The 18,876-nt window shown below is 71.5% G+C and carries 15 protein-coding genes; 7 read left to right on the top strand and 8 right to left on the bottom strand.

What is annotated here, in order from left to right:
* Positions 1 to 142 precede the first annotated feature (142 nt).
* The 4 genes from F0L68_RS02070 to F0L68_RS02055 are packed head-to-tail and all read left to right on the top strand — an operon-like array spanning position 143 to position 3,468.
* Positions 143 to 433, top strand: a complete 291-nt coding sequence (locus F0L68_RS02070; RefSeq protein WP_149847654.1) for an acyl carrier protein — start codon at positions 143 to 145, stop codon at positions 431 to 433.
* Position 434: 1 nt separating this feature from the next.
* Entirely contained in the window at positions 435 to 1,559 is a 1,125-nt protein-coding gene (locus tag F0L68_RS02065; RefSeq protein WP_149847653.1) for an acyl-CoA dehydrogenase family protein, read from the top strand.
* A complete protein-coding gene (locus tag F0L68_RS02060; RefSeq protein ID WP_149847652.1) occupies positions 1,556 to 2,605 on the top strand; it encodes an HAD-IIIC family phosphatase in 1,050 nt (349 codons plus the stop codon). The genes F0L68_RS02065 and F0L68_RS02060 overlap by 4 nt, the downstream gene beginning before the upstream one ends.
* A complete protein-coding gene (locus F0L68_RS02055; RefSeq protein ID WP_149847651.1) occupies positions 2,602 to 3,468 on the top strand; it encodes a 3-hydroxyacyl-CoA dehydrogenase family protein in 867 nt (288 codons plus the stop codon). Before F0L68_RS02060 ends, F0L68_RS02055 begins: the two co-directional genes overlap by 4 nt.
* Here F0L68_RS02055 and F0L68_RS02050 read toward each other — a convergent pair.
* The 3 genes from F0L68_RS02050 to F0L68_RS02040 form a co-directional block, all read right to left on the bottom strand.
* On the bottom strand, positions 3,442 to 3,972 hold the full coding sequence (locus F0L68_RS02050; RefSeq protein ID WP_188316341.1) for a type VII secretion system-associated protein: 531 nt from the start codon (positions 3,970 to 3,972) through the stop codon (positions 3,442 to 3,444). The two genes, F0L68_RS02055 and F0L68_RS02050, sit on opposite strands and share 27 nt — an antisense overlap.
* A 41-nt stretch (positions 3,973 to 4,013) precedes the next feature.
* Complete coding sequence (locus F0L68_RS02045; protein WP_149847649.1) at positions 4,014 to 5,744, bottom strand: cell envelope integrity TolA family protein; 1,731 nt, start codon at positions 5,742 to 5,744, stop codon at positions 4,014 to 4,016.
* A 466-nt stretch (positions 5,745 to 6,210) separates the two neighbouring features.
* The gene (locus F0L68_RS02040) at positions 6,211 to 7,197 is read right to left on the bottom strand and encodes an ArsR/SmtB family transcription factor (protein ID WP_223198415.1); all 987 of its coding nucleotides are present in this window, start codon (positions 7,195 to 7,197) and stop codon (positions 6,211 to 6,213) included.
* Between the two features lie 68 nt (positions 7,198 to 7,265).
* Between F0L68_RS02040 and F0L68_RS02035 the strand changes: the two genes are divergently transcribed.
* Positions 7,266 to 8,852: an MFS transporter gene (locus F0L68_RS02035; protein ID WP_149847648.1), complete on the top strand. Its 1,587-nt coding sequence runs from the start codon at positions 7,266 to 7,268 to the stop codon at positions 8,850 to 8,852.
* Between the two features lie 294 nt (positions 8,853 to 9,146).
* On the opposite strand, the gene F0L68_RS02030 is transcribed toward F0L68_RS02035, so the two are convergent.
* From F0L68_RS02030 to F0L68_RS02020, 3 genes are all read right to left on the bottom strand, one after another.
* Positions 9,147 to 9,926, bottom strand: coding sequence for a nucleotidyltransferase family protein (locus F0L68_RS02030; RefSeq protein WP_149847647.1), 780 nt, complete (start codon positions 9,924 to 9,926; stop codon positions 9,147 to 9,149).
* A gap of 89 nt (positions 9,927 to 10,015) precedes the next feature.
* Positions 10,016 to 11,008, bottom strand: coding sequence for an alpha/beta hydrolase (locus F0L68_RS02025; RefSeq protein ID WP_149847646.1), 993 nt, complete (start codon positions 11,006 to 11,008; stop codon positions 10,016 to 10,018).
* A 68-nt stretch (positions 11,009 to 11,076) separates the two neighbouring features.
* On the bottom strand, positions 11,077 to 12,537 hold the full coding sequence (locus F0L68_RS02020; protein ID WP_188316340.1) for an MFS transporter: 1,461 nt from the start codon (positions 12,535 to 12,537) through the stop codon (positions 11,077 to 11,079).
* Positions 12,538 to 12,701: 164 nt separating this feature from the next.
* Here F0L68_RS02020 and lexA point away from each other — a divergent pair, with 164 nt between their 5' ends.
* Positions 12,702 to 13,364 carry a transcriptional repressor LexA gene (gene lexA / locus F0L68_RS02015; RefSeq protein WP_149847644.1) on the top strand — a complete coding sequence of 221 codons (663 nt, stop codon included), beginning with the start codon at positions 12,702 to 12,704 and terminating at the stop codon, positions 13,362 to 13,364.
* Between the two features lie 159 nt (positions 13,365 to 13,523).
* Entirely contained in the window at positions 13,524 to 16,988 is a 3,465-nt protein-coding gene (locus tag F0L68_RS45500; protein ID WP_188316339.1) for a sugar transferase, read from the top strand.
* Between the two features lie 4 nt (positions 16,989 to 16,992).
* Here F0L68_RS45500 and F0L68_RS02005 read toward each other — a convergent pair whose 3' ends face one another.
* Both F0L68_RS02005 and F0L68_RS02000 read right to left on the bottom strand, forming a co-directional pair.
* The gene (locus F0L68_RS02005; protein WP_149847642.1) at positions 16,993 to 17,793 is read right to left on the bottom strand and encodes a metal-dependent hydrolase; all 801 of its coding nucleotides are present in this window, start codon (positions 17,791 to 17,793) and stop codon (positions 16,993 to 16,995) included.
* Positions 17,794 to 17,915: 122 nt separating this feature from the next.
* The gene (locus F0L68_RS02000) at positions 17,916 to 18,800 is read right to left on the bottom strand and encodes an NAD(+)/NADH kinase (protein WP_149847641.1); all 885 of its coding nucleotides are present in this window, start codon (positions 18,798 to 18,800) and stop codon (positions 17,916 to 17,918) included.
* Positions 18,801 to 18,876 lie beyond the last annotated feature (76 nt).

Genomic DNA, 18,876 nt, shown 5'->3' with positions numbered 1-18,876 from the left:
CGGCTGACGGGATTCCCACGGGAAACCGATCGTCCACAATGGAGTTACCGGTCGGTCGGCTGAATACCGTTGCTCCGCCCGGCACATATTGCGCATATATTCGCCGTGTTACCTTCGGTCCGGGAGGCGGCAGGGAGGTCGCATGGTCAACCAACGCTCGACGCGGTCGGAGACGGCTGTCGACGAGGTCGTTGACGAAATCCGCACATTTTTCTCGAGCGCGGTCGGCGAGGGCGTTCCGCACCCCGACGACGACTACTTCGCGCTCGGCCTGGTGAACTCGCTGTTCGCGCTGGAACTGGTGACGCACGTCGAGCGGACCTTCGGACTCACCGTCGAGGTCGAGGACCTCGATCTCGACAATTTTCGGACAATGAACCGCATAGCCCGATTTGTCCGACACAAACTGTCCGAAACCTCCGGAGGGTCGTGACATGACGGCATCGACCGCCCTGGCCGACGCCGTCGCCTTCGCGCGGTCCGCGCGGGAGGAGGCCGGCGGCTGGGACCGGCGCGGCGCGATCCCGACCGACGTGCTCGACGCCGTGGCCGGGGCCGGCTTCCTCGCCGTGGACGTGCCTGCAGAGCACGGCGGCCTCGGTCGGTCTCCCGCCGAGCTCGGCGAGCTGTGCGCGGCGTTCGGAGGGGCGTGCAGCGCCCTGCGCGGACTGGTCACGGTGCAGGGCATGGTGGCCGCGGCCGTGCTGCGCTGGGGCGATCGGGAGCAGCGGGCGCGTTGGTTGCCGGCGCTGGCCAGCGGCGCGCGGCGGGCCGCGTTCGCCGCGACCGAGCCTGGCGCGGGCACCGACCTGTCCGCCGCGACCACCTCGGCGACGCCGACGGTGGGCGGGCTGCGGGTGCGCGGCCGCAAGCTGTGGGTCACCTTCGGCGCGGTCGCGGACGTCTACCTGGTGCTCGCGGCGCTCGACGGGAAACCGGTCGCCGTGCTCGTCGAGGCCGACCGCGCGGGCGTCACCGTCGAGCCGATCGGCGGGCAGCTCGGCATGCGCGCCGCGCACCTCGCCAACCTCCGGTTCGACGATGTCGTTGTGCCGCAGGAGAATCTCGTCGGCGCTCCCGGCTTCGGCCTGTCGCACGTCGTCGCGACGGCGCTCGACCACGGCCGGTTCACCGTCGCCTGGGGCTGTGTCGGCCTCGCCGAGGCGTGCCTTGACCTGGCGGCCGCGCACGTCGGGCGACGCAGCCAGGGCGGGGTACGACTGGCCGAACACGAGACGGTCCGCGCGCTGCTCGGCCGCGACCTGGTCGAGGCGAGCGCGGCACGCAGGCTGTGCGAGCACGCCGCCGAACTGCGCGCGCGGGCCGACGCCGACGCGATCGCGGAGACCGTGCTGGCCAAGTACGCGGCGGCGCGCGCCGCGAGCGCCCTCAGCGAGCACGCCGTCCAGCTGCACGGCGCGGCGGGCTGCGCGCAGGACAGCACCGTCGGCCGGTTCTTCCGCGACGCCAAGGTCATGCGGATCATCGAGGGCGCCGACGAGCCCGCCGAACTGCGGCTCGGCGAGTACGCGCTGCGCCGTCCGGGGCGGTCCCGGTGACCCCGGCCCCCGCGAGCACCGTCAAGTGCCTGGTCTGGGACCTGGACGACACGCTGTGGGACGGCGTCGTCCTGGAGGGCGACCGGCCGGGCCCGTTCCCGGCCGCCGTGCGCACCCTGCGAACGCTGGACCGCAGGGGCATCCTGCACGCGGTGGCCAGCCGGGGCGACCACGCGACCGCGGCGGCGCACCTGGCCGAGCACGACCTCGCCGGCCTGTTCTGCGCGCTGGAGATCGGCTGGGGCGCGAAGTCCGACGCCATCCGGCGCATCGGCGCCGAGCTGAACCTCGGCCTGGACACCATCGCGTTCGTCGACAACGACGCCGCGGAACTGGCCGAGGTCGCCTCGGTCCTGCCGATGGTGCGCCGCTACCGGGCCGACCAGGTCGGCGGGCTCCACGCGCTCCGCGAGTTCCAGCCGGCGCACGTCACCGAGGAGTCGGCGAACCGTCGGTACTACTACCGCGCCGAGCAGCGCAGGGTCCGCGCCGGGCACGAGTTCGCCGGCTCGTCCGCGCAGTTCCTCGCCTCGCTCGACCTCGCCATGACGCTGGACCGCGCCACCGAGGACGACCTCGCCCGCGTGCACGAGCTAACCCTGCGCACCCACCAGCTGAACACGACCGGCCGGACCTTCGACCTCGCCGCGCTGCGGGCGCTGTGCGCGGCCGACGACCACGAGGTCCTGGTGGCCGGTCTCACCGACCGATTCGGGTCCTACGGCACGATCGGCGTCGCCGTGGTGGCGCACTCGGGCCGCGACACCGTGCTGGAGCTGCTGCTGATGTCCTGCCGGGTGCTGTCGCGGGGCGTCGGCGCCGCCCTGCTGCACCACATCGTCGGCGACGCCCTGGCGCGCGGCCGCAGGCCGGTCGCGCGGTTCGTGCCGACCCCGGTGAACCGGATCATGATGGTGACGCTGAGGTTCGCCGGGTTCGAGCCGATCGAGCGGACCGAGGAGCAGGTGCTGCTCGCGCTGCCCGAGGACCGGCCTTCGGTGTCGCCGCCAGGTCACGTCCGCGTCGTCGATCGGAGACACCCGTGAGAGTCGGTGTGCTCGGTGTCGGCGTGATGGGTATCGGCGTCGCGCAGTGCCTGGCCGGCGCCGGGCACGACGTGGTCGCGGTCGATCCGGACGACGGGGCGCGCGCCAGCGCTCCGACGCGGCTGCGGGACGGGCTGCGGCTGCACGCGCTGCTCGGCGGCCCCGGCGCGCGGCACGCCCCCGGCACGGTGCTCGCCAGGGTGCGGTGGGCCGAGGACCCTGCCGCGTTGGCCGAGGCCGAGTTCGTGGTGGAGTGCGTGCTCGAACGGCTGCCGGTCAAGGAGGCGGCCTACCGGGCACTGGACCGGGTGTGCCCGCGGGCGACGGTGTTCGCGTCGTGCACCTCGGCGATCCCGATCGGCCTGCTCGGCGGCTTCACCGGCCGGCCGGATCGCGTGATCGGCACGCACTTCATGAACCCGGCGCCGCTCAAGCCCGCCGTCGAGGTGGTCCGCGCCGAGGCGACCAGCGACGACACCCTGGACCGGACCGTGCGGTTGTTGGCCGGCATGGGCAAGCGGGCCATCGTCGTCGGCGACGCGCCGGGATTCGTGTCGAACCGGGTGCTGATGCTGGCGGTCAACCAGGCCGCCGAGGTGGCCGGGGCCGGCACCGCGGACGCCGACACGGTGGACGAGGTCTTCGAGACGTGCCTCGGCCATCCGATGGGGCCGCTGCGCACGGCCGACCTGATCGGGCTGGACACCGTCCTTGACACGCTCCTGGTGCTGCGCGAGTGCACCGGCGACGCGGTGTTCGAGCCGTGCCGGCAGCTGCGCGACCTGGTCCGCGCCGGCCGGCTCGGCCGGAAGAGCGGGCGCGGCTTCCACGACTACTCAGGGCGCGGCGACAGCCTCCCGTAGCACGCTGGCCAGCAGCCGCATCGACGCGGGCGCGCCTGGGTTGATCAACACGTCGACGCCCTCGGGCAGCAGCGCGACCAGTTCCGCCAGCCCGACCTGTCGCCACCGGTCCGGGATGACCTTGTCCTTGTGCACTGCGGCGGTCACCACGAGCACGCAGTGCACCAGGTCGGGGGCCGGCGTCACGATCGGCCGGTCGTCCTCGCCGAGCGCGATCTCGAGGTAGGACCCGCGCAACGCCGTGAGCAACAGGTCGGCCGACTGCTGTCCCGCGAGGACCTGCCGCAGCGAGGCGTCGATCGGATCCGTCGGCGAGTCGGGGTGCAGCGGCCGGTACTCGGCGTTGGGGTGGAACAGGCCGGGGGCGCCGTCCTGGTCGAGCAACCAACCGCCGAGCACGGCCTCCGGGGGCGGCGTCCCGTCCCGCGCGGGATCCCACGCCGGGTCGATGAACATCATCCAGTTCTGCTGCTCGGCCGGGGGCTGGGCCTGGTCATCGGCCAAGGGAGTCTCCATGGTGGTGTCGCCGCGGTTCGGTCCGAGCCTCAGGGCTTCGGTGGCTGGATGGTAATCACTTCGTGCGGCAGCGGCGGACGCGTCTTCACGCCGTCATCACTCACGCTGACCGAACCATCGGGATTGGCGTGCACGATCGGCGTGTAGCCCCGGACCGGATTCGTGTATCCCATGCTGTGCAGGGCGTTGGCGAAGTCCGGCAAGGCCTTCCCCGCGCCTGCCTGGCACGAGATGGCCACCACGTGGCTGTTCGGATTGCTCGTCAACGCGTTGTGCACGACGGGGTTGCTGGCGAACAGCTGTGCGTACTGCTGACCGGTCATCGTCTGTTGCACGATCTTGCCGCCGACCATCGTGTCGGGATAGAAGTGGTCGGGGCTGGCATGCGTCATGCCGTAGATCTCGCTCGGGTTGGCCTTGTGCGCGAACTGCTGGGAGATCGTGGCCCGGTCGTCGGCGAAACCCGCGCCGATGGCGGAGCCGCCCTGGTGCACCAGCGGGACGTGCGTGGGCACACCCGACTTGTAGTAGCTGTCGACCGCCTGCTGGAAGTTGTGTTGCTCGACCTGTTGCTGCGCGTGGTGTTGGGCCGCGGCCTGATGCTGGTCGTGCAGCTTCTGCGCCGTGTCCGCCTCGGTCAGGTGATGTTGCTGCTGCTGGGCGGCCTGCTGACTCAGCTTGTCGTGGTCCTGGTAGTGCTTGTCGGCCGCAGCCATGGCGTCCTCGTGCAGCTTCTGCTGCTGGACGGACTGCTGACCCAGCTTGTCGTGGTCCTGGTGGTGCTGCTTGGCCTTGTCCATCTCGGCCTGGTGTTGCTGTTGCTGCTGGACGGACTGATTGCCGAGGTGCTCGTGGTTCTGGTAGTGCTGCTTGGCCTTGTCCATCTCAGCCTGATGCTGCTGTTGCTGCTGGACGGACTGGTTGCCGAGCTGCTCGTTGTGCCGGTAGTGCTGGTCGGCCTTCGCCATCTCGGCCTGGTGATGCGCGGCGGCGGCCTGCTGGTGCGGACCGAGCTTGCCGAGTTCCGCATTGTGGTTGTTGAAGTGTTGCCGCGCCGCGTCCATCTCGGCCCTGGCCTTGTTCTGTTTCGCCACCTCGGCCGCGGCGGCGTTGCTGTGGTCGTTGTGGTGCTTCTCCGCCAGGTCCATCTCGGCCCTGGCCTTCTTCTGCTTCTCCACCTCGGCCGCAGCGGCGTTGCTGTGGTCGTTGTGGTGCTTCTCCGCCAAGTCCATCTCGGCCCTGGCCTTCTTCTGCTTCTCCACCTCGAGCGCGGCCGCGTTCTTGTTGTCCTCGAAGCGCTTTCGCGCCGAGTCCATCTCGGCCTTGGCCTGCTTCTGCTTCTCCGCTTCGAGCGCGGCGGCGTTCTTGTGGTCGTCGCGCAGCTTCTGCTGCTTGTCCGCCTCGGCCTGGTGCCCGGCCGCCTGCTGCTGATGGAGCTTTTGCTGGTCCTGCGGTCCGGGAAACGACGTCGAGTGCGGGTCGGCGACCGGCTTCGGCGCGCCGCCCGACGGCTCGTGCGGCGACGAGGACGGCTTGGTCGGGCCGGGCGTCGTGGACGGGGACGTGGTCGTCGAGTGCGGCGGGACCGGCGAGCGCGGCGACGGGGGCGAGACGTGTTTCGGGCTGGCCGCACCGCCGGGCTTTGCGGAACCGGGGCGCGTGAACGACTTGCCAAGGCTCGTCGTCAGGCCGTGCGCCTGGGACGCGGACCGGCCGATCCCGGTCATCGACGACGCGGCGGCGCGGCCGATCGAGGACACCCCGCCCGGCGACCCCGTTCCGCCACCCGACGCGTGCCCCTGCGGCCCCCGGCCGCCCGGCACGTGGCCCTGCGGCCCCGGTCCGCCCTGTGCGTGTCCCTGCGGGCGCGCGCCACCCGGCGCGTGGCCATGCGGGCTTGGCTGCGCGCCGAACCTTGACGGCGGCGACGGAGGGTGCGGCGCTGGGGCGTGTTGTGGCGGTGGCGGCCTGTGTGGCGACACCGGCGGAGGGGGAACGTGACCGCTCGGCCGTGGTCCCCGGCTGCCCCTGGCTGGCATGGTCGCTACCCGTCCCTCTCCGCGTGATCCCCGTTGGTGCTGCCCCCTTGGGGTCGGCAATCGCTGTGTCGCTCCCGCGCACAGGCAGCACAGACTCTATCTACCGGTCAACCGTCCACCGGGACGTGCAAAAAGGATCTAGGGAAAGTCGTAGCGATCACGATCGACCGCGCGCTCACCAGGACAGTCATGACCGGCGGAGCAGGGCAGCGCCGAGGGCGGTCGTCAGGTACAGGACGTGGCGTCCGGCGCGCTCGCGCGCGACCAGCCCGCTGTCGCGCAGGACGCCGAGGTGCTGGGACACGGCGCTCGGGGTGACGCCGAGCGCACGGGCCAGGTCGGTGGTGGTCGCGGGCGAACACAGCGCCTGGAGCAGTTCGGCTCGCGGCCGGCCGAGCAGCCGGACCGCGCTGCCCGACGGCGGCCGCGTCCCCGCCGTCCACAGTGCACCAGTGCCGCGCGCCGGATACCGCACGGTGGTCTGCGTCGACGTGCTCTTCTTGATCAGCACGTGCGAGGGGCCGAGGACGACCGGGATGAGGACAAGGCCGCCAGGACCGCGATTCACCACGCGCTCGGGTCGCCAGCGTTCTCCGGCCAGCCTGAGCCAGCCCTCGCTCCAGCGCAGGTCCGGATGCAGGTCGGCGAACAACCTCTCGGCGCCACCGGCGGCCAGCTGCCTGGCGCGGTGCGCGACGTCCGCGTCGAGAACCGCTCGGATCCTCGGCCAGTGCGGCGCGACGAGACGGTCGTGCGCCGCCCGCAGTTCCGCGACGATCGCGCGCAGGCCCGCCGCCGGACGCGCGGCGAGCGCAGCGGCGGCGTCCGGGAGGTCGTCGCCGAACACGCGGCGGAGACTGGCCCGCACCTGACGCGCGGTGGTCCGCAGCACCGCGGCCAGATCGTCCTCGATGGACGCCCCCTGGTCGCGCGGAGCGGGGACGAGGAACTCCGGCCAGCTGCGCCGGTCGTTCACGATCAGCGGCCAGGTCCGCGCGAGATCGAGCGGTTCGCGGCCGAGTTCGTCCTGCGCCCACCGCAGCCACGGCAGGTTGACCGCGTGCCGGTCGCGGCCTGCCACCTGCTGGAGGCAGGCCACCGTTTCCGACAGCGGCGAGATCGCGAAGCGGGTCGCCGCCAACTCCGCCACGCCCAGTTCGATCGTCAGGGTCACCGCGGCCAAGTATGTAGCACCGAGCTAAACAGTGTCCGACTGGCACTCCGGCTCGCCACGATTCCGGCATGACGCAGACCGCGGCCGCGCCGCGCCTTTCCCCGGCCTACTGGCGGTTGTGGTGCGCCACCGGGATCGACAGTGTCGGCAACGGCGTGTTCACGGCGGCGGTGCCGCTGCTGGCTGTCACGATCACCCGCGACCCCCGGCTCGTCTCGCTCGTCTCGACCGCGGCGTACCTGCCCTGGCTGCTGCTGTCGCTGCCGACTGGATCGCTCGTCGACCGGCACGACCGGGTCGCCCTCATGTGGCGGTCGCAGGCGATCCAGGCGGTGATCGTCGGCGCGCTCGCGGCCATGGCGGCGATCGGCGCGGTCGGCATCCCGGCGCTCGCCGTCGTGGCCTTCGGTCTCGGCGCGTGCGACGTCGTGTTCGGCAACGCCGCCCAGGCGACCCTGCCGGACCTCGTGTCGAAGCCCTTGCTGCACAGGGCGAACGGCAACCAACAGACGATCACCGTCGTTGGCCAGCAGTTCGCGGGACCGCCCGCCGGCGGTGTGCTGTTCGCGCTCGCGGCGGCACTGCCGTTCGGGGTGGACGCCGCCTCGTTCGTCCTGTCCGCCGTCCTGCTGGCGACGCTGCCCCGGCGGTCGCCCCGGCGCGACGCGCAGGTGCGGGGGCGCGTCGCCGTCGTCGACGGACTGCGCTGGCTTGGCCGGCACCGGTTGCTGCGGACGCTGGCGGTCCTGCTCGGTGTCAACACCTTCTGCGGCCAACTCGCCAACGTGACGCTGGTGCTGCTCGCCACCCAGGAACTGCGACTCGACACTCGCGGCTACGGCCTGCTGCTCACCGGGGCCGCGCTCGGCAGCGTCATCGGCGGCCTGGTGAACGCCCGCGTCGTCGGCAGGATCGGCGCGCTCCCAGCATTGCTGACCGCGCTGGCCACCAATGTCGTCGCGTTCGTCGGCATCGGACTGAGCCCGAACGCGGTCGCGCTCGGCGCATTCCTCGCGGTGAACGGATTCGCCACCACGCTGTGGAACATCGTGACCGTCAGCGTCCGGCAGCAGCTCGTGCCGCCGTCCCTGCTCGGCCGCGTCACCAGCGTCTACAAGATGCTCGGCTGGGGGCTCATTCCGCTCGGCGCGCTCACCGGCGGGCTGCTCGCACACGGGTTCGGGCTGCGCGCGCCCTATCCCGTCGCTGGTGTGCTGCGCGGGATCGCGCTGCTGGCCGCGCTACCCGTGCTGGTCCCCGCGATGCGTGCGCAGGCCTTGACCCTGTCCCGTTCATCTCGACCGGTTGGTGGCCCCCGCGACGACGGCGACGATCGCGGTCAGCAGCTCAAGGATGGTGGCGAGGCCGATCGCCACACCGTTCGTCTTGTGGAAGCCGAACACGAAGTCGAACTGGGCGCTGAAGCTCACCGCGCCCCGCAGCGGCTGGAAGGCGACGGTCAGCACCGCGAGCAGCACGCAGAGGGCGGCCAGAATCCAGGCGACGCCTGCGATGCGGGTGAACATGTACACCCCAAGCCACCCCAGCAGGGCGGCGGAGACGAACGCCTGGACCACATTCAGCCATGCCATGCCCGACGACGCGAAGTCCCCTTGGGCGTAGGAGATGTTGAGGACCGCGAACCACACCAGTAGGCCGGCGGCGACCAGCGCGAGCAGCCCGGCGACGACGCCGACGGGTGTGCTGGTCCTCGGTTTGCCCTGCGGCATCCCCCAGCCACCGCCCGTCGGCGCCTGGCCGATCGGCTGCGGAACCATGCCCGGCTGCGGCCAACCCTGGGGCTGCTGATATCCCTGTTGGGGATGGCCCTGGTGTTGGTAGTCCTGCCGCGGTAAGTCCTGCTGCGGTGAACCGTGCTCGCCAGGCTGCATCCGGCTACTCCCCCACTTCCGGTCAGTGACCTGCCGTAGGGTACGGGTCTGCCGCCGTCAGCACGCAGGATCATCGCCAGATCCACGCCGAGCGGCGGCCTCGAACAACTGCTCGGCCTCGGCAACCGCCCGGGACAGGGTGGCAGGGTCCGGCCGGAGCGCGGCGACGATCGCGTCCGTGCCGCGCAGGCCCGCCCGCTGGAGCAGCCGCTTCTCGTTGGTGACCCACTCGCCGCGCGCGGCCAGCACCGCGTGCGCCGTCTGCATCGCGGCGGTGGCCACCGCGCCGGCGACCTCGGTGGCCTGGCCGCGCCGGACGTACGCGCCCTTCGCGTAGGCGATCGTCGCGGCAGCCCTGCCCCGCCACTCGCCCGGAGCCTTGTCCCGCAATGCCTGCGGGAACTCGGGGCGCGGCAGGCTGCCGCGCAGCACCTGGTTGACGGCGAGTTCGGCGACCACCAGATAGCTGGGAATGCCCGCGAGGTGGAACATCAGCGGCTCCCAGTGGAAACGGCCCTGCCCGGCCTCGGCCAGTTCGTGTTCCACGACGTCGAGATCGCGGTAGTGCACGTCGACGGGCCTGCCGTCGATCGTGAGCCACGCCCCGCCGTTGAAGACGCCGCCACCCCAGGCGCCGAGGTCGGAAACCTCGCCGTCCCAACCGATCGCGCGCAGATCGGCCGGGTCGAAACCGCCGCGGTAGTAGACGGCGAGGTCCCAGTCGCTGTCCGGGGTGCTGGTGCCCTGGGCGCGCGAGCCGCCGAGGGTGACGGCGTCGACGGCGGGCAGGGCCGCGAGTCGGTCAGCGACCTGGTCGAGGAACGTGTCGTCGGTCATGGAGCTCCGTTCGTTCGAGGTGGACAACGGCGAAGCCGGCGCGCCGGACGGACCCGGGCGCGCCGACGTGGACGGTAGCCGGGGCGCGGTCAGCCGATGAAGCCCAGCAGCGAGCGGCAGACCAGCTCCGGTTCCTCGTCGCACAGCCAGTGCAGGGACTTCTCGAACTTCACCACGCCCCGGACGTCGGTGGCGATCCTCGGCAGGGTGCCCTGGAACCACGGGTACGCGAACGGCGAGGCCAGGCCGAGCAGCGGCGCGGTCACCTTGGGATAGCTCCGCATATCTTCGATGTCCTGCTGAAACGCCTTGTACCAGCCGTTTCCACACCGGACGTCCTCCTCGGTGTTGTAGGCGTGCGCGAAGACCGCGCGATCGCGATCGCCCACAGTGGACTGATCGACGAGCCCGATGCCGTAGTGCCAGTCGATCAGGTGCCTGGCTCGGCCGGCGAGCAGCTGCTCCGGCAGCAGCGGCACCTGGTTGAACGCCATCCACCACATGCTGATGGGGCCGTCGGGACGCCGCAACATCCGCAGCTCGTAGAGCCCGTCGTCGGGGTGCAGGACGTCGAGCAGCGTCACCGTGCGCGTCGCCTCGGGATGATTGGCGGCGAAGCTGAACGCCACCATCGCGCCGATGTCGTGCCCGGCGATGTGCACGCTGTCGTACCCGAGCTGGCGCGCCAGCTCGCGGACGTCCCGCGCCATCGTCTTCTTGTCGAAGCCGTCCTGCGGCTTGGCGGAGCTGCCCATGCCGCGAAGGTCGACGACGACGACCCGGTAGCGGCTGGCCAGGGTCGGCATGACCTTGCGGTAGCTCCACCACGTCGCGGGCCAGCCCGGCAGCAGGAACAGCGGCTCGCCCTCCCCACCGGCCACATAGTGCAGCCGCGTGCCGTTCACCGTCGCGTGCGCGCTGCGGAACCCGCCGGGCAGCGACGCGGCCAGCTCCCGGTCGCTCGGCACGTCTTGCCCGGCCGCCGCCGACGCACCGGTCATGCCGCCGGTCATGCCGCCGGCCGCCGCCAACGCCGCCACGCCGGCGCCGAGCGCGAGCGCCTTCCTTCGGTCAATTGACATGTCAGTTCCTTTCACTGCTTCAGATTTCGATCGAAATCACCGCGTCCGCGCGAGCGCGGCGGACGGGTTCAGCGTCGCCCGGCACGAGCGCCGCGACGATCCGCGCGCGGGCCGAGCGCGAACGCCGCGACGAACAGCGCGACCAGGTACAGCGCGCCGCCGGCGAGAATCCCAGTGGTGTAGCCGTGGGTGAGGGCGTCGCGCGGCGCGGTGCCGGCCGGCTGGTGCGCCGTCGCCGAGGTGGCGACGGCGGCCAGGACGGCGAGTCCGAGCGCGCCACCGATCTGCTGGGTGGTGTTGACCAGCCCGGACGCGACGCCGGTGTCCGAGGGGTCGACGCCGTGCACGCCGGCGATGGTGACGGCGACGAAGGCGAGTCCGAGGCCGAGTCCGGTGACCAGCTGCGCGGGCAGCAGCACCGTGAAGGGGTTCTGGTCCGGGGTGAGCAGGCCGAACCAGGCCATGCCGACCGCGGCGAGCAGCATCCCCACCATGATGACCACCCGCCCGGACGTGCGGGCGAGCAGCAGCGGACCGATCGCGCCCGCCGCGACCAGCATGCCGACGGCGAAGGGCAGGTAGACCACGCCGGTGAGCATCGGCGCGTAGCCCCGCACCGCCTGGAGGTAGAGGGTGAGGAAGTAGAACGTGGCCAACATGCCAGCGCCGACAAGGAAGTTGACGAGGTTCGCGGCCAGCCTGCCGCGATCGGCCAGCACCCTCGGCGGCACCATCGGGTTCGGGCCGCGGCGTTGGAGGACGACGAAGGCGGTCAGCAGTACGACGGCGACCACGTCGAAGGTGACGGCCACGCCGTCGGTCCACCCATGCAGGCCCGCCCGGTTGATCGCGTAGACCAGCGAGCCGAGGCCGAGCGTCGCGGTAATCGCGCCGGCCAGGTCGAGCCCGCCGCGTTCCCGGTCACCCTCGACCAACGCCCTGGTGCCGACCAGGATCGCCACGGCGATCGGGACGTTCACGAACAGGATCCAGCGCCAGTTCAGGTATTCGGTGAGCGCGCCGCCGAGCAGCAGCCCGACCACCGACCCGAGCCCGCCCATCGCGCCGTACACGCCGAGCGCCCGGTTGCGCGCCGCCCCGGCCGGAAAGGTCGTTGCCAGCAGGGACAGCGCCGTTGGCGCGGCGATCGCGGCGCCGACGCCCTGGAGCGCCCTGGCGGTGATCAGCATCGTCCCGTTGGTGGCCAGGCCGCCGAGCAGCGAGGCCCCGACACACACCACCAACCCGACGCGGAACACCCGCCTGCGGCCGAACAGGTCGCCGGCGCGGCCGCCGACCAGCAGCAGTCCGCCGAACGCCAGCGCGTACGCGGTGAGCACCCAGTTCAGGTCGGCGTCCGGCATGGACAGTGCGTCCCGGATCCGGGGCAGGGCAACGGTCACGATGGTGCCGTCCAACACGAGCAGGAGCTGCGCCGCCGCGATGACGAGCAACGCGAGCCCGAGCCGGCGGCCGTCCGGCGGCCCGTCGACCTGCCCGGCCACGGTGGTTTCGACCCGCTGAGACATGATCATCCTCACTTCGGAACTCGATCGCGCGCACCCTCCGGTGACGGTGCCGCCGCTATGACGGACGGCGGCGGCGAGATGTGACGGGCGGCGGCGAGATGTGACGGAGCGACGAGTTCGAGCCGGTGAGCCGGCCTCGATCGAGTGCCTATACCATTGCCAGGGTGACCGCCTACGACGATCGTGCTGCGTTCGAGCACCTGGACGCCTCGGAGCTGCCGCAACGTCAGCAGCACATCCTGGCCACGATCCAGGACTGGGTGGTGCGGCACGGGTACTCGCCGAGCACTCGACAGATCGGCGACGCGGTCGGCCTGCGGTCGTCGTCCTCTGTGTCCAAACACCTCGCGAGTCTCGAGGACAAGGGTTTCCTGCGTCGCAGCAGCACGATGTCCCGCCCGATCGACGTCCGGGTGTTCCTGCGTCAACCGGCCACACAGGACTCGGCAAGCGACTCGGTGCCGGTGCCCGTGGTCGGCAACATCGCGGCCGGAACCCCCATCCCGGCCGAGGAGCACGTCGACGACATCCTGACGCTGCCCCGCGAACTCACCGGGCGCGGCAACGTCTTCGGCCTGCGCGTGCGCGGCGACTCGATGGTCGACGCCGCGATCTGTGACGGCGACATCGTCGTGGTGCGCCAGCAGCCGGAGGCGCATTCTGGCCAGATCGTCGCCGCGATGATCGACGACGAGGCCACGGTCAAGGTGTACCGGCGCCGCAACGGCCACGTCTTCCTCGAACCGCGCAACCCGGCCTACGAGGTCATCGACGGCGATCGGGCCGTCGTGCTCGGCGCCGTCGTCTCGGTGCTGCGCAGCGTCTGACCCGCTCTCGACCCCGTCCTCGCGAGGTGGTTCGGCGTGCCCGCGCGCGCCGCCGACGCCGCCGGTAACGGGGGCGCGATGATCGGCGATACGAAGTCACCACGGGTACCTCAGCAGGGGGTAACGACCGCGATGACCTCCGGTTTACCGAAAGCAGCCGTGACTGTTCTGGCCGCCGTCGGTGTCCCGGTTGGCTGCATTGCCGGCATTCCCGCCCTGCGCGACCACCCGCCCCTCACGGTCGCGCTCACCCTCGCCTACGAGTTCGGCGTGCTGCTGGTGGGATTCGCGGCCGCAGTGGTGACCCAGCTCCGCAGCAGATGGAGCGCCCGCGCCGCCGACGCCTTCGACGGGGCGGTGCAACGACTCCTCTCCCCCTACACCCGGTACTACCTCCGCTACGTCGCCGCGGAGACGCGGTATGTGGACCTCAAGGGCGTCACCACCAAGGCCGAGTTCACCTTGGAGATGAAGGACATCTACGTCCGTCTCGCCCTGGACACCGATCCGGCGGTGCGGCCGAGCACCAACCCCGTCGGCTACGGCCCGAGCCGGACCACGAACGGCGCGGACATCTGGGAATGGCTGCGCGACGGCGGACGGGAGATCGGCTCCGTCATCGCGATCCTCGCCCCGCCTGGCCGCGGCAAGACGACCCTGCTCAGGCACATCGCGTTCGTCACCGCGAGCAACGCGCGCACCGCGGCCAGACTCAGGGCGCCGCGCAAGATCCCGGTGATCGTGTACCTGCGTGATCACCGGGACTGGACCTTCTCGACGCCGAGGGACCTCGTCGACCTGATCGAGCGGACGCTGCCCTCCATCGGCGGCCGGCCACGGCCTCCGCAGTGGGTCGAGAAGAACCTCCGCAGGGGCCGCTTCCTGCTGCTGGTGGACGGGCTGGACGAGATCGCGGACCCGGCGACGAGACGCGCCATGGCCTCGTGGCTGGAAACCCAGGCCAGCGCGCAGACCGACAACCTGCTGATGATCACCAGCCGGCCGTTCGGCTATCGGGACAACGAGATCACCGGCGCCACCGTGCTCAGGGTGCAGGCCTTCAGCCCGGACCAGATCGACGCCTTCATCACCCAGTGGTACAGCGCCACCTCGATCCGGTCCTATGGCGGCGACAACGCGTCCTCCCGCATCGCCGCAGCCAGAGGCGCCGCGGAGCTGTCCTCGCGCCTCGACCAGACCCGCGCCCTGCACGACCTGGCGTCGAACCCCCTGCTGCTGACCATGATCGCCACCGTCCACCACTACCGCGACGCCCTGCCTGGCAGCAGGGCCGAGCTGTACCGGGAGATCTGCGAGGTGTTCCTCGGCAAGCGCCACGAGGCGCGCGGCATCGCCCTGGACATGCCGGCGGCACGCAAGAAGATGGTCCTCCAGGAACTCGCCTACGCGATGATGCGGCTCGGCGTCCGGGACATCTCCACGGCGGACGCGGCCGAACTGGTCAGGCCCGCGCTGACCAGGGTGACCGTCCGGGTCAGCCCGGTGGACTTCCTGCGCAGGGTCGAGGAGTCCAGCGGCCTGCTGCTGGAGCGCGAACGGGACCTGTTGACGTTCGCGCACCTGACGTTGCAGGAGTTCCTCGCGGCGGAGCACATCAGGGAGAACAACCTCGGGCACGAGCTGATCGAGGCCGTGCAGCAGGACTGGTGGCACGAGACCGCGCTGCTGTACGCGGCCAACGCGGACGCCACTGACCTCGTCGTCGCGTTCCTGCGCGCCGATGGCGGGCGGGAGGCGGAGCTGTTGGCGCTGGCCGTGCAGTGCGTCGAGGAGGCCAGGGAGCTGTCGCCGGAGGCGCGGTCGGTGGTCGAGCAGCGGCTCAACCCGCCCGATCTGCGGGCGAACCCGGCGAGCAGGCGCAACGCGGCGCGGGCGCGCCTGTTGCTCAGGGCTGCCCGCGAGCGACGCGTGTCGCGTGGCGTGTACACCGGCCCGCCCGTCACCTGGTTGGAATACCAGCACCTCCTCGACTCCGTCGACGACTGCCGGATTCCGGACCACTGGGTCGACTCGGTCTTCCCGGCGGGAGCGGAGGACGAGCCGGCCGCCGGCATGCGGCACGAGGACGCCCGGGCGTTCTGCGCGTGGCTGACCGCCGAGCTGGAGTCCGAGCACACGTTCCGGCTGCCCTCGACCAGCGAGCTGGACGACATCCTCGCCGAGGCGGCCGCGCCGGAGGCGTACTGGAGCACGGACGCGTTCGACGTGCACGGCGACACCATCGCCTCTCGCCTGTTCCGCACCTACAGCGAGCGGCGCCAGCGCGTGCCCTATCCCAGGACGAACTACGAGCCGTGGCGCGCGGATCTCGCGAAGATCGCGAAGGACGACGCCGCGCAGCTGTTCCGGTTGGCCGACGGCAGTCCTCCGTTCCTCGAGGTGCCCGGTGGCGGGCGACTCGACCGCGCGGTCCTCGGCCACGCCGCGCTCGTCGCTCGGACGCTCGCGCCCGGGCCGCTGCCGAGCAGCTGCGACCTCCAGCAGATCATGGGCACGGTCGCCGACGTGGCCGCGGTGGCGAACGAGTACGCGGGCGTGATCGTGCCGGGAGATCCCGCGGAGGACGCCAGCAGGGAGCTCACCAGGATCGGCGCGGACCTGGCCAGAACGGCCAGGCACGTCTTCGACCGCACCAGGTATCGGTCCCGGCGCGACCCGGGACCGCGGCAGGACCGCGGCACCGTCCGGATCATGGTGTTGGCGATGTCCACCATGGCACGCGTCCTGTACCTGCGCCTTGGCGGTGAGTCCGTCGTCGACCCGGCCGGCATCCAGGGCCGCCTCGATCCCAGCCGGGAGGACGACCGGCGGCTGATCGGCGTCATCGCGATGTCCCTGTTGGAGGACTATCTGCACGCTCTGTACCGCCAACTGGTCCTGCACGAGGCAAGGACCCTCGGCGCGACCCCGCCGGCCGAGTCACTGCGCTACGTCCGACTCAGCCAGACCGAGCCGGACACCACCGCCGCCTGGACGGGCGTGCCGAGGGACCTGGTCATTCCCCTGTGGCATCGGCTGAAGCCGGTCGTCGACCGGCTCGCGGCGTTCGTCTTGTTGCTGGTCCTCGCGCCGCTGCTGTTCGTCGTGGCGGTCGCCGTCATGGTCGACACCAGGGGATCCGCGTTCTACGTGCAACGCCGCTGCGGCCGACACGGCACGATCTTTCCGCTGGTCAAGTTCCGGTCCATGGTCGTCAACGCCGACGAGCTGACGATCCGTCTGACCGACCGCAACGAGGGCTCCGGCCTGTTGTTCAAGATGCGGCGGGATCCCAGGGTCACCCGCGTCGGCGGTTTCCTCCGCAGATACAGCGTCGACGAGCTGCCGCAGCTGTTCAACGTGCTGGCGGGTCACATGTCCATCGTCGGCCCCCGGCCGCCGCTGCCGGAGGAGCTCGGGCACTACGACCAACGGGCGGCGCGCAGGCTGCTGCTCAAGCCGGGCATCACCGGTCTGTGGCAGGTGAGCGGGCGCAGCGACCTGCCGTGGGAGGAGACGGTCAGGCTGGATCTGCGCTACCTGGAGGAAGCCTCGTGGGCGCTCGACCTCCTGATCGTCGCGAAGACGTTCACGGCGGTCATCAGGGGCCAGGGCGCCTACTGACCGCTCAGCTGTTGTGGTGCAGCGCGGACTGCACGACGTGGCCGCAGGCGGCCCACGCACCCGGGATGAGGCCGACCAGCAGCGCGGCGAGGCCGGCACCGAGCAGCCAAGGGAGCACGCGGCTCTCGAACGGGCCGCCGGTGTGGAACCGCATGAAACGGGGAATGCCAAGGCCCCGCCACTGCTGCCCGGCCAGCGGCAACGGCCACAACAACGGCACGCCGTGCGTCGTCGTGGCGTCGCCGAGCTGGTGGGTGAGGCAGCCGACGCCGATGGCGCCGCCGATCCACCACGCCGGAACGGGCTGGGTCGTCAGCACCCACCAGGCGCCGCCCGTGATCGCGGCGGCGGTGATCAGGTCGGTGAAGTTCTTCTCGACCGGTGGCAGGCCCCGCAGGGCCACGAACGACACCAGGAACACGGTGGCCAGCGCCGCGATCCGGCCGAGGCCGGTCAGCCAGGTGAAGCCCGCGCCGAGCGCGGCGGCGGCCACGAGCGTGTGGGTGAGGCCGCGGTGGGTGCCCTTCATGTGTGCCCGGTCGGCGCGGCTGGCCGTGAGCCGGAAGGTGATTCGGGACAGCCCCTGCACGCCGTCCGAGATGACGTCCGTGATCGGCCCGACGGACTTCGACGCGGTGGAGCGCGGCATGTCCAGGTCCGGCAGCAGCGCGCCGCCCGCGGTCAGCACGGTGCCGAGCAGGATGGCCGGCACGGTCGGGGTGTAGCCGACGATCGTGGGGACGGCTGCGGTGACGGCGAGGCCGACGATCGCACCCTGAAGGGCGTGGGTGGGGCCGGTACACATGCTTGGCGTTCTCCTGGTCGACCTGTGCTGCCCCTGACCGTGCGCGGCAACAACTGATCAACATACCGGCTGACGGCTCCCCCATGCACCAAACGCGGAAACCGTGCGACAGGCCGGAACCGTCAGGTCCAACCACCCGCGCCGTCCGGCGCACTCGGGGGAATCTCCGCGGAGTCGGTGAGCCGCAACTTGCGGCGGGCGCGTTGGTAGAACGTGGTCAGGCCGAGGCGGACCACGCGCGCGGCGCTCGGTCGGCCCCGCAGCTCGATGCGGTCTCCCGGCTGGACGTAGCCCGCGACCTCCCCGTCCACCTCGACGGCCAGTCGCCCGCTGGACGGCAGGATGTCCAGCACCACCTCGTCGTGCACGGACAGCACCACGCCCCGGCTGTAGGCGGAGTGCGGCGCGGCGGGCGTCACCAGCAGCGCCTCGACCGCCGGGCTGGTGATCGGCCCGCCCGCGGAGAAGCTGTAGGCGGTGGACCCCGTCGGGGTCGCCACGATGACCGCGTCGGCCGAGTAGCTGACGAACGGCTGGCCCGCGACGCGCACGGCGACCACCGCGCTGCCGTCGCCGGGCACCCGCACCACGGCCACGTCGTTGAACGCGGTGACGGTCTGGCCACCGAGCACGGCGTCGACGGCCAGCCGGGGCTCGATGGTGAACTCGTGGCCGTCGATGGCCGAGAGCGCGTCGGGCAGGTCGGGCACGTCGACCTCGGCCAGGAAGCCGAGCTTGCCGAGGTTCACCCCGAGCACCGGGGCGCGCTGCCCGTCGGCCAGCCGCATCGCGCGCAGCATCGTGCCGTCCCCGCCGAGGCTGACCATCAGGTCGGACCGGCGGCCGAGCTCGGCGGGCAACACCCCGACCGCCGCGCAGTCCAGCCTGCCGATCTCGTCGGCGATGCCGAGTATCTCGATGCCGCGGTTCGCCGCCCAGTCCAGCACCGCGGCGACCGCGGGCGCCGAATCGCGCCGGGGGTGCAGCACAAGGCCAACCGAGTGCATCTCAGCGATCCTTCTCGACGGCCGGTCCCGTGATGGTCATCAGCCAAGTCTGCACGCCAGGGGCCGTCGGAGCGAA

It is taken from the genome of Solihabitans fulvus (genome assembly GCF_008386585.1).
Taxonomy (GTDB): domain Bacteria; phylum Actinomycetota; class Actinomycetes; order Mycobacteriales; family Pseudonocardiaceae; genus Solihabitans; species Solihabitans fulvus.
The sequence above is the reverse complement of the archived record's forward strand: the minus strand, read 5'-3'. Positions and strand labels throughout refer to the sequence as shown.